At 33.0% G+C, this 12,191-nt stretch carries 4 protein-coding genes and 1 pseudogene; all 5 read right to left on the bottom strand.

The window, feature by feature from the left end; translation table 11 throughout:
* Positions 1-358: 358 nt before the first annotated feature.
* A complete protein-coding gene (locus A5816_RS15215; protein ID WP_086311572.1) occupies positions 359-1,996 on the bottom strand; it encodes a hypothetical protein in 1,638 nt (545 codons plus the stop codon).
* 656 nt (positions 1,997-2,652) lie between these two features.
* Positions 2,653-4,335 (bottom strand): annotated as a pseudogene (locus tag A5816_RS15205) (glycosyl hydrolase family 28-related protein); the annotation flags it as partial.
* 2,383 nt (positions 4,336-6,718) lie between these two features.
* Positions 6,719-7,069, bottom strand: coding sequence for an LPXTG cell wall anchor domain-containing protein (locus A5816_RS15195; protein WP_086311683.1), 351 nt, complete (start codon positions 7,067-7,069; stop codon positions 6,719-6,721).
* Positions 7,070-7,087: 18 nt separating this feature from the next.
* Complete coding sequence (locus A5816_RS15190) at positions 7,088-10,114, bottom strand: BspA family leucine-rich repeat surface protein (protein WP_086311682.1); 3,027 nt, start codon at positions 10,112-10,114, stop codon at positions 7,088-7,090.
* Between the two features lie 374 nt (positions 10,115-10,488).
* The coding region (locus tag A5816_RS15185; protein WP_086311681.1) for a WxL domain-containing protein at positions 10,489-12,191 on the bottom strand (1,703 nt) is incomplete at its 5' end.

The raw sequence follows: 12,191 nt of genomic DNA, 5'->3' as shown, positions 1-12,191 counted from the left end.
AGGTATATAGTTTTCTCTAAAATTTATATTTTTACATTTTTATCACAATTCACCAAAAATTCTAATGTTGATCTAAGTTTTGATCTCATCTCTTTATTCCCCCTTCGGTTTGAATAAGCTAGAACGTGAGGATCCAAATTATTCTAGTATTTGATGATTTTTAATTGTCTTCTATAATTTCCTGTAATATTTAATATACATGAAAAGAAAAACGTAGAAAATTACTTCTACGTTTTTTTATTTGATTGATTTTTTTATTAATTTTTTGTATTTGCCTTCTTCACTTTTCGGAATAAATTAGCCTGCCTACTGATGCCTTCTTTTATATATTGCTACTGCATTTTCTTCCTTGATCTCTCTAATCTATTTCTATTGAACCGTGTGATCTTATTAAGTAACGTGTAAATAAGAATATAAAAGTTATTGAACTAATCAATAAAGATAGAATCATCGTAGTTGGATAGGTAGATGAAACCTCGACTATAGTTCGTTTTCCCTTACCTTTAATAGACACTAAACCATTGTCATTTTCTATAGTGCTCTTTTTCCCATTTACTTTCACAACTGTTCCCCAGTAATTGAATACAGGTAACGTGATATTTTGCTCATTCGCATCTTCTACTGTATAGATTATTTTAGAATTATATGATTTATGAGATGCATTCTCCCATCGATCATCGACTTTTACTTCATGTTTCTTTAAATGATCTTTATATTTCAATGCATCTAATGGTGCATAGTCATAAAGGCCTCCAGTTCTCGAGGTTGTATAACGTGTAACATCTTTTTTGGTCATAATTAATCGACCTTTATACGACTGAATTTTTTGCGAATAATTTGCTTCTGTTGCTACAGTCACTGTAAAAATAAGAAGGACTATTCCTACAAGGCTCCACATACTTTTTTTGTTGCTTGTTTTCCACTTTAAAAACACTATAGTTAAGATCAATGATCCAAAAAGCACTTGAAAACCCAAGATCCTCCAAGGAAATTGAATGATTTGAATAGGTGTTTTTTGTAATAATCCCCATGGAAAAAGATTCGTTGATAAGAACCAAGTGGTCACTGCACAAAAATAAATAATCTTTTCTTTATTGGCAAATTTTTTTAAAAAGAAAAGTGGAAGAATCAATGAAACCACACCAATTGTTCCCATTGTAAACGTAACTAAATCATTATTTACTGCACCGATTAAACTATCAGAAATGTTTAATGCCCTTTCTTGAAGGTTTGTGCGAAAAGGACGATTAATTTTTTGATGTAGCACTTGTTGTAACATCGGATACCAAACGTAAGTAGTTAAAAGAATGGTCCAACCAACAGCTTTTATCATATTTAATATCAGATTCGACATTTCTTTTATCTCTTTTCGCTTAGAGAAAAGAGAGCCGATAAACAAGAAGCCAATAACAATCACACTCATAAAGGTGGAGAGAACATGGGTATAGATGAGCAAACTCATACTGATAGCTAAAGGAATCACGCTGTTCTTTCTTTCATAAAGAAGAGTATATGTGTAATACAAGACAACTGGTATAATCGTCAACGCAATTGATTCTGAAATTGCAGAACGCTGATATATATCAATTAAACGATATCCATAAAAGCTATACAAACAGCTGAATAAGAAGGCTGCATCTATTCGCTTAAAGAACTTTTGTCCATATTGATAGCTCACTAGAATTGTACAGATATTCAGTATCCAAACATATAGGATATAACTTAGAATCAAATTGTTTGTTATCCAGTAAAATATTACGGCTGGAAAGAGTGTTAGATACGGATAAAAAAAATTCACGCCTCCGCCATAGCTATTAAATGTGGTAAAATTTATTGGACCAGAAAATACTGAGGACAAGCCTTTTATTCTAGAAAAGTGAAAAGCAATGTCTCCTGTGGTTGAGATCTTTTGTGCATTACTAAAAAAGATAAAAGAATAAAGACTAGCAATAACTAGCAGTAGAACAAGTAATACCATTTTTTTATTTATTTTCAAAACCTTTTATATTTCCCCTTTCAAAAAATATTTATTATTAATAACATCAATGATTTTAACAAATAACTACTTTTTTTTCATTTAATCTCTATTATTCTCTTTTAAAAATAGCCCCAATGATCTTATGTAAGTAAACGGACTATTGATAATACAGCACTTTGCTTCTTGTTGCTTGTATAATTATTCTTATGTTTAAAATCTAAAGGCCTAACTAAAATTTTACCTTTGAATTTCAGATTCTCGAATACTCAATTTGTATAGAGCATTGTCATATTTCTTTTGTTCTTGAATGCAATTTCTCATGGTCGATTCATTCAATCCTAGTATACTCAAATAACATCCTTCTACCCTAAAGTTTGAATTTCCAAACATATATTTTTAATTTGAATGTTTACCAAAAAATCATAAATGTAGTTTTCCCTTTCGGATAACCCATAAACTAGATCCACTCATTTTTGGTGAAATACTCAATAACAGATGAACCTGACTTAGCATTATATATCCTTCCAGTATTACCCTACCTACATAGCAGATGGTTTTATGGTTCATTCGTTTTGCAACCCCAAATGGATCCTTAAGGTCATAATAAATGGGACAGAAAGGAGTCTTTTTCTTCTTTCTGTCCCATTTATTATTGTAGCTGGGGGAAATCAATTTTTTACTGGGGACTCTACTGTTACGGGTACATTTACTGTCACAAGTGAACCTGTTTCGTAAGTTAATTGAACAATAACTTTTTGCTGCCCTATCTCATTTAAGACTTCTGGATTAGTTATTTTTGCAGTTGGTACTACCTCATCCGCATCGTTTATATTGTCAACTAATTGAAGAGGATTGACTTGTTGCCCTTTAACAATCGTTGTAGCTACAGGAATTGCCAAGGTATTTCTAATGGGAATAGTGGTATTTTTATATTGATCATAGATAGTTGGTGAAATTAACGATTCCCACGTTGATGGCATTAACCCATAGTCAGCCTCTGTCCAATTTTCCACTAACAATTGACCATTTTTGAGTCCATCATCCCGAGTATTTCCTTTAACAAAACTAGTTTCTGGCCGGAAACCACCGCCACTAGATATTAATAATTCACGACGACGATTTTGTGGGATATTGTGGTAGTTAACAAACTGATTATTTATAAAAACGCCATTGTGCACATTGTTATTGCCCGTATGCTTATTATATTCCATACCAATTGCATACTTGTTGTCCCAATATTTAAAATCAAAAATATTATTAGCAACTAACCAGTTGGACAGTTCTGAAATGGATCCCTCTGCTTGGGTTTCTGCTAAACCAATTTCTGGCGTTCCATACATAATCAGTCCTGTATTTCTCAAATAATTGTTCATAATAGTAATATTACGGCCTGATTTAAATTTGAATCCACCAGCTGGACCATTTTGTAGCCCTCGCAAGTGATTGCCCACCACCGTAATATTTTGAGCACCACGGAAGTAAATAGCATGGTCTCCCACCAAACCATTCAAATTCTCATTGTCGTATGGTGAATAGAAGAAGTTATGTTGGACAGTTACATCTTTCAACATACTAAAAGAATTAACTCCTGTTGATAAATAGTTTTGTTCATTAGGTATTGTGATTGCGCCCGATTCAATTGCTGCTTGTAGACGTGTAATAGTGGCTGCTAAAGCTGAGCGGCTGGTACTTTTAATTGCATCCAGTTCATTCACTTTTAAGCCAAATAAATTATCTACAATATCGATCTCTGACATATATTGAAAACGACTTGGCGTTGAATAGCCTCCAATGTAAATTGCTCGATTAAAATCACTTCCTGGTTGCATATGTGCAGTATCCCGCATAAAGACATTACCTGAAATTTTAACTCTAACATCTGCATTTAAATTGACAACGAAGCCTTTTAAGGGATTGTAAAAGATATTATTTTCTAGTATTAATTGATTTGTTAACTTCAAAGTCACATTAATGCCATCAAAGGCAATATTTTGAAGTCGAACATTGGTTTTCGTCCCATAAGTTGTATCTGTCAATTGAACAGGTGACCCTGTAGTATTATGTAATATAGTGGCTCCTGTTGAATCGCCAATTAATTGATAATTAGAAGAAATAGCGATATCTTTTGTAATGTTATAATTCCCTTGTGGTAAAAATAATGCACGTCCCTCCTTTGCTGTCTTACTCAACAGCGCCTGCAGCTTTTCTGTTTGATCCTCTGGACTATTTGGAACCATAGCCTGTGCGCCAAAGATAGCTACTTCTGTAGCATCTAATGTTTCATCCGCTTCTGCCACCATTGGTATACCTATGGTAGCCAGTAAACCAAACAGAAGTATCATCATCATTTTCTTCATGTTTATTCCCCTTTTCTTTTTAGTTTGTCATTTTAAACAATTCATTAGGCACAAATTGATACATAATAATAACATTTCTACTCTACGTTAATTAAATCCCTAATATGTTAAATCTATTTAACCTTGCACGACTGAAGTCACGAACTTCTTGGATTTTTGATAAAGATTTAATTAATGATAATTCTCGATGAGTGGCTCATTTTAAATATATAAGAAATAATTTTCTCATATATAATTCTAACATTTATAGGTTACGTATTCATCAATGGCAGCTTGACACTATGAGTTTCTACACTTTCATCAACTAATTATTCAAATTTTATTCTTCTAAATGTTTGAATACATTCGATTAAAGAAGTTCAATGCAAGCGCCTCTATGATAATTAAGTTTTCTACTTAAAGGATGGATACTAATGATGTTTTCTCCATTATAAATCCGAAGTTAGAATGCTGATTATTTGTAAGAACTTTCAAAGTATAGACCTTAATACTATATTTAACCCTAGAAAAATTTTTCCTGTACTTTTCACATTGACTAACGCTTTGCCCTCCTTAACCATTCCATTAATTCTAAAGCTAGTATTTTTCTTAAATAATTTTCCCGTCGCTTTTAATCATCCTTTGATAACTCCTTTACTTTTTTCTTGTTAAACATATTCTAAAATGTCATAAGATATTATTTATCACACGTTAACCTTCTTATATTTAGTCATTTTATTTAAATATATTGTTTGTTTTTTGAGCTTTTGTTAGGTTAATTATTTGTTAATATAATAGAAGTAATAACTAAAATAGATTATCTCTTCCAACCAATATTTCCAATACACTTATACAGAAAAGGCATGCAATTGCATGCCTTTTCTGTATTCGTTCAGTTAAACCATAGAAACACTTTCCTAGAAGAATATTGTTATCAAATTAGGGTTTCTAATTTACATTAATTCAAGGACTAATCACTTATTTCTGTATCGTTTACTACTCAATTTATTGGTTCATGACTCGTAAATAATGTAAAATCACGCAAGTACCAGCTTTGTCTTGCTCATCCGAATTTTATCTAATGAATCACATATTTATTTATCGCGTTCTCTTTTCTAGGAATGTTCCAATAACTAAGTCATTGTTTTCCTTAAACTGTAAAGAAATAACTAGGGATATATATAAGGATAGAAACTGCCAACAAAATACAAATAATATTTGGGATTAGATACGAATGGCTTATTTTTCTTTCCACTACTACATATTTATAGTCACTAAGGAATAAATATATACTGACAATCAGTAACAATAACCCTAGAATTAACATAAAAATTGGTACAACATACATCGAGATTACCTCCATTTTAATAATATATAGATTTAACATGTATCGATTGATTGATATTAGCTGAAGCGGTAACTCAACCGAAGTCGATTCATCTGCACGACTAAAGTCGCGAGTATTCTCGTCTTTTTGATAAAGTTGTAAAAAAACACATTGCCTCTATTTGTAAAAAATTTATCCTCTAGATAATTTTATGAAAACATGCTTTTACAAAAGATAATATCCCCTCGTCTTGAAGAAATTAATAAATTGATACATTATTCTAGAAAAATGATCGTTTTATGTTTAATGTAATTTAAAATAACTCTGTTAGAAGTAGTTTCTATTCATGTAATCTTTTCTTTTAACACTTCAAGATTTGACAGTTAGAAATATGTGGAAATACTGTAAACGTAATTTCCTTTATATTTTATAAATGAGGTTTGTAGTACGAGTACGTAACAAATAGATGAAATTTAATTGTATCTATTCTTCTATTATTTAAGACATAAATAAATTTTCTGAAAAAGAATATCCTTGTTCTAACAGAGTTCCATTTGATATAACGTATCTTTCTGTAATATTTTCGATAATAACCGTGTTTTCTAAAAAATAGAGAACATGGCCTTCACAAGAGATGCCATGAACGTCTGTCGTAGATATTTTCATTCCTTTTTTTAATAACAATTTAATCACCTATACCTATATATAATTTTATCATTCCTTCTTTTTGGAATTCTAAACCATAATTTTATTAAAAAGAGATCATAAAATTGCTTTAATTATTACTTATTTTGAGCTATCAAATTCCTAATTATGAACAAAACAATATTTTTCCCTTTGGCTACTCCTGCATCTAATAATTTAACATAATTAGGTAGAAGTCTCCCAGCCTCTATAGGCGGGTGATGAATGCCATTCGGTATGAGGGACTCGAAGACCTACACATAAGGCTTATTATCTTTTTATTTTGCTACATGTTAATAATAACAGTCATTAAAAAAGGCTAATTTTACTGAGAGTAAATTAGCCTTTTTATCTGCATAGAACTAAAACTTCATTATTAATATTATTTCTTTTTTAATCTCGTCCATATTTCCTTATGAAAATACATCCTATCGTTGTTTGTACCAGTAAAATTCCTATTACCAGTAAAATAATCGAACGACGCTCACCCGTTTTAGGCAATGCTCCTGTATTTTCAGCTGATTCAGTTGTAGCTGCTCCCTGCTCGTTTGGTGTTTTACTGCCAGTCTCATCGGAAGGCTCTTCACTAGTAGAATCAGAGTCCGAATGACTGCCAGGATCTTCCACAAACTGAATGCCCGTCTCTACCGAGACCGTATTGCTTTCCGCATAACCGGTCACTGTCGTTACACCCAAGAATAGCGACAGTAGACTCAGAATAAACAACGTCCTCATTCTTTTCATCTTATCGTCTCCTATTCTTTAAGGTGCACTTCTTAGTTCAAAGGTCACATCTGCTTGATACGTTTCATCCGTTTTTAATTGATTACGATCATGCACTACTGCTTGTAGACCTTTTTCTTCCGCCCATTTGATTTGTTGTTCATGATGCTCTTTTGGGGTTTCTCCAGAAACTTCATGTTGATTTAACAACGTTTCTGTTTCACTTAATTCATGCTTGGTATTCGTTTCATCGACATAGGTGATACCTAAGGTTTCTAATCCGATTTCTTGATTAGACGAATCTTTAAACGGCGCAACTGTCGCGACTAGATCCCAATCTTGACGGGCTACATCAGAATCCGTAACTGATTTGGCTTTCGTTCCTCTAAAATCAGTGATGCCGATTTCCCAATCTTTGTCTTCTCTTGCAATCAGTTGTTCATTGAGATCCGTTGATAATTTTGTGGCATTAAATCGTAATTCTTGTGGGACATCTTTGAAACTTAATCCCCCATTCTCTATCACACGGTTGTTGGTAGTTGAGCGGCTGTCTGGTAAGACCATATCGCCATTGATCAGTTCCAGATTGGCATCATAATCCAGTTCATATCGGAAGGTTGGCGCTGTGGAGACCGTTGTATTGTTCCATGGCGTTCCTTTCCACGTGATTTTGTACTGATTGCCATAGGCAAGATCAGGTAAAACATAACTGTAAGTATTGAGATCATTTATTGACTCTTCTTTCGTTAATTGTATAGTTGATGTTGAAAGTACGTTACCTAGTTCATCCTGCTCTTCAACCATAATTTTTCCGTCAAAATCAAGTGTTTCTGCTGTACTTATTTTTCCAGTAATCATTTTAGCAATTCTTCCTTGAGTAGATTGATTTGTGTGTTTTATTGTCCAACACAAATTGTCTGGTTTGCCAATAACCATTGGTGATTGTTTATCAAAATAGATATCTAAATCGGCAGTCTGATCCCAAACATAAGTACCTGGTTCTGTTCCGTTATAACGATTAATAAATTCAGCAGATGATCCGTATCGTATCTTGTTTGTTATACCGACCCAACGATTATCAGGTAAGCCAAGATCTTTCCCAGTAAAATCAATATTCTCCCCTAGTAATATAGATCTTAAATCAGAACAATTATAAAACATGCTTTGAACATCATCAGTAGAATTAATTATCCAGTCACTAATATCAATTGACTTTAAATTAAAACATGAAATAAACATATCTTTAAAAGAAGTAACTTTTGCTACATTCCATCGACTTACATCTATATTATTTAATTTATTACAATCACCGAATAAACGACACATGTCTGTTACTTGACTTGTATTCCAGCTACCTACATCTAAATTTGTTAAATTTTTACAATTCTGGAACATATATGACATATCCGTTATTTGACTTGTATTCCATTTGCGTACATTTAATGTTGCTAAGTTACTACAATTATAGAACATATTTTTCATAGTAGAAACTTGACTGATATCCCAACCACTTACATCTAAATGTGCGAGGTTTCTACAGTCAAAAAACATAGATCGCATATTTTTAACTTGGCTGACTTCCCAATTGCTTACATTTAAACTATTAAGACTATTGCAATATTGGAACATGATAAACATATCTTCTACTTTACTAACATCCCACATGCTGACATCTAAACTTGTTAGATTATTACACCCATTGAACATACCTTGCATATTAGTAATTTGACTGGTATTCCATCCCTTTACATCTAAATTTTTTAAACTACTACAATTTTGAAACATCATTGACATATCAGTAACTTGGCTTGTGTCCCATTCACTCACATCTAAGTAAGTTAAATTTTTACATCCATTGAACATGTATTTCATGTTCATAACTTTACTTGTATCTATTTTTCCATTGATTTCTTGCAGGTTAATTAATGCCAAATTTTCATCATAATCAGAGAACAAATAATTGCTATTTTGAGGAGCAACAACATTACCTACAAAATCAATCTTCAAAATTTCTTTTGCATTGACTTCACCTTTATTCCAAGGAGTATTACCTCCCAAGTCACCTGAAAATACTGTCAATATTCCTGTATTTTCATCAAATGTATAAGGAGAAGTTCCCCAAACTTTAGTCTCAGATCTGATAAATATACTAGCTTGACTTCCTTCATAATTGTCTAAAAATTCTTGACTGCTTGGATAAAATATATCAATATTTTTTCCCTTCCAAGAACTTTCTATTAACTCTACATTAGTCTTAAGTAGTGTATTCCTTCCCAATACTAGTTCGTTTAAATTATCACAATTTTTAAAAGCACCTTGCATATTAGTTACTGAAGTAGTATCCCAACTATTTAAGTTGAGTTTTTTGAGATTATTACAATCTTCAAACATAAAAGACATGTCCTTGACGAATTTCGTGTCCCAAGTAGCCATATCCAAACTGGTTAAGTTGTAACAATTTTTGAACATGAATGACATATCTTCTACTTGACTAGTATGCCAATTATTAATTTCCAACTTAGTTAGACTATTACAATCCATGAAAGTACCGTGCAAACTAGTGGTTTGATTAACGTTTAAATTACCAGTTATTTCATTTAGATTTATAAGGCATTTATTCCTATCGTCTGAAGAAAATAGATAGCTACTGTTCCTAGGAGCTACTGTTTCTCCTATTAAATTAATTTTCTTTATGTCTGATGCAATTATTTCTTCATTATTCCATGGAGATTCTTTATACTCACCAAGCATCCCACTTTTTATTGTTAAAGTTCCACTAGAAACATCAAAATCCCATGTTGCACTTCCCCATTTTCCAATTACTCTATCTGTCGTATCTATATTTTCTTCCGTTGAGGTTTCTTTTATAGCAACTTCTTTGTTTTTCGTCTGAATCCCATTTGCTAACGCGTTTAGAGTTGGTTTCTGGTCCACTACTGATTTTTCTACTTTTCCTTGTACAGCCTCAGCTTGTACTATATTTTTTTGTATGTGTGGAACTACTGAAAAAATACTCACTGTCAAAAGCCCTGTTGAAAGTAGCATAGGTAAAATCTTGTCCTTCATTCTATCAACTCCTTTTTCAAATAAGTGACTTAGTCATTTTTGTATTGACAAGGAAATGAAACCAGTCAGTATTGAAAGATTCCGACTATTTACATCTATTTTCATAATTATTTATGATCTTAATTTGTTATTTTTTTATAAGAATAGTTTATACCCAATATTTTATATATTAACAAAAATGTATAAAATAAAAGATCAAAATAGCCAATATAAAAACCAACAAAATGATTCTATCAACTTATTTTAATAATATGAGACTTTCTTCCTTTTTTCTGATCTTCAATTCATCTTTTCGAAAATTTAGTTACTTATAGTAGTATGTCAATAAAAAAACTCTCGATTAGAATATCATTTCTAACGAGAGTTTTTGCTCTTTATTCTTTGAATGCAGCTGTTGGATCAGCTGTTAAAGTGTAAAGAATCGTTGCTTGATAGTTCCCACTGTCGTTGGCTATCCCTTTCGGTATAGTCAATTCCACACCATTAGTAGTGTTATCTGCCTGCAGCTTACCTAAACCGATCGAGTGTTGCCCATAGCCGTTTTTCTCGGTTGCTCGTGCAATCTCTACTCCAGCTTTGTCTACTACTAAATCACCTTCAGTCACTTCAGGTGCGTTGAGTTCTCCATTTCCTGAATACAAATGACTAAAATGCAACTCCGCACCATTCAATGGCTGGCCTTTTTCATTGACAAATGACGTTTCTAATTGTGCGGTCAACGACCAACCTTTTCGATCCGTACTTCTGGTATCTTTTATAGATACAAATGGTGTGATCGGAACATTTCCTTGCATCCTATCTCCATAAGCAAACCATGATGTTCCCCCTTTTTTGTGGGTACCGAAATCTAATTTTGAGGTATAGGTGATCATGAGTTCTCCACCTATTGGATTGATCGGATCCGTCGGATCGACAGGGATTGTTGGATCATTCGGATCAACAGGCTGTACGGGAGTATTATCTTTTGAAAACTCGATCAAAACGTCGGCATCTATTTTCGTCGCTGATGAGTTTTCATTCCCACCTTCATCAGGTGGTGTTGGTGTTTTTCGTGGTTCAAATTGCCATTGCGCGTTAATTTGATAGGTACTAGTTGATTCATTCGTCGTTTGAACATTCGTTCCTTCACGATAAAGAGATTGTGACACGCCTTCTTTACTAGTTATCGTTAAATAGTCCCCGATTTCAACGGTTTGTTTAGAAAGTTCGTTCATACAGTCTTGTGGTGCCACTCCCCCATCCAAAGCAATCATTTGACGTAACTCATTGTTCTGATTATAGAGGGCCATGACAAGAACCTCCGGTTCAGAAGTCGCAGAAAAGGCTGCTGTATTCTTTGGATCGGTAATTCCCTGTAACTGATGTGTCGTTGAATCAATTTTGATAGTTAGACGTTCATCCGTCGTGTCTTTAGTACTAATCGTTAGCTCTGATTCATGTTTGATAACCAACGTAGTTTCGACAACCGTTGTTTTTCCTTGATCATCTGTTACTTTTATTTGAACGGTTTGTTCCCCATATTGGTAATAATTGGGTTCTTTTACGAAAGTATACGTATAATTAGATTGTCCACTTTCAATCAACTCGTTCGGTTCAACCGCTTCACCAACAGTTGTTTCACCCTCTTTAACCGTGACATTGATTGCTTCTGGGTCGTATTGAAGAAGTTGATTATTTTGAATAACAAATTCTTCACTGTTCTGACTATTTCCATAATCTAGTTGAAGAGTCCCTTTCACGTATAACCCGATTTTTCCACTATTTTTATGTTGAACCGTTATGTGGTCACCATTTTCATAAGCTTTACCATTTAATGCATTAATGAGTTGACTCGGTGAATCTTCCGCGTTGGCTTGCATTTGGTACTTTTGTTTCCCTTCTTTGTCCTGAACGGTGATCGTCAAATAGTCTCCAGCACCTGAATCTAATGGTGTGTCCATACTTGTATCAGTCACAAAATTTAGCGTTTGATTTTGTTTGTTCAACCCTAAAATAAATCGTTCTTGCTCGTAATAACAATGAATAGACAAATTATTCTCATAAACATAGTTCAGTTTTACTGGAATTTCTTGCGTCA

The organism is Enterococcus sp. 3G1_DIV0629 (assembly GCF_002141285.1).
Taxonomy (GTDB): Bacteria; Bacillota; Bacilli; order Lactobacillales; family Enterococcaceae; genus Enterococcus_B; species Enterococcus_B lactis.
This window is presented reverse-complemented; position numbering and strand designations above follow the sequence as displayed.

What these genes read in the sequence shown, in the direction of transcription:
- A5816_RS15195 (WP_086311683.1), bottom strand. Translation starts at nt 7,069, where the DNA reads ATGAAAAGAATGAGGACGTTGTTTATTCTGAGTCTACTGTCGCTATTC.
- A5816_RS15190 (WP_086311682.1), bottom strand. Translation starts at nt 10,114, where the DNA reads ATGAAGGACAAGATTTTACCTATGCTACTTTCAACAGGGCTTTTGACA.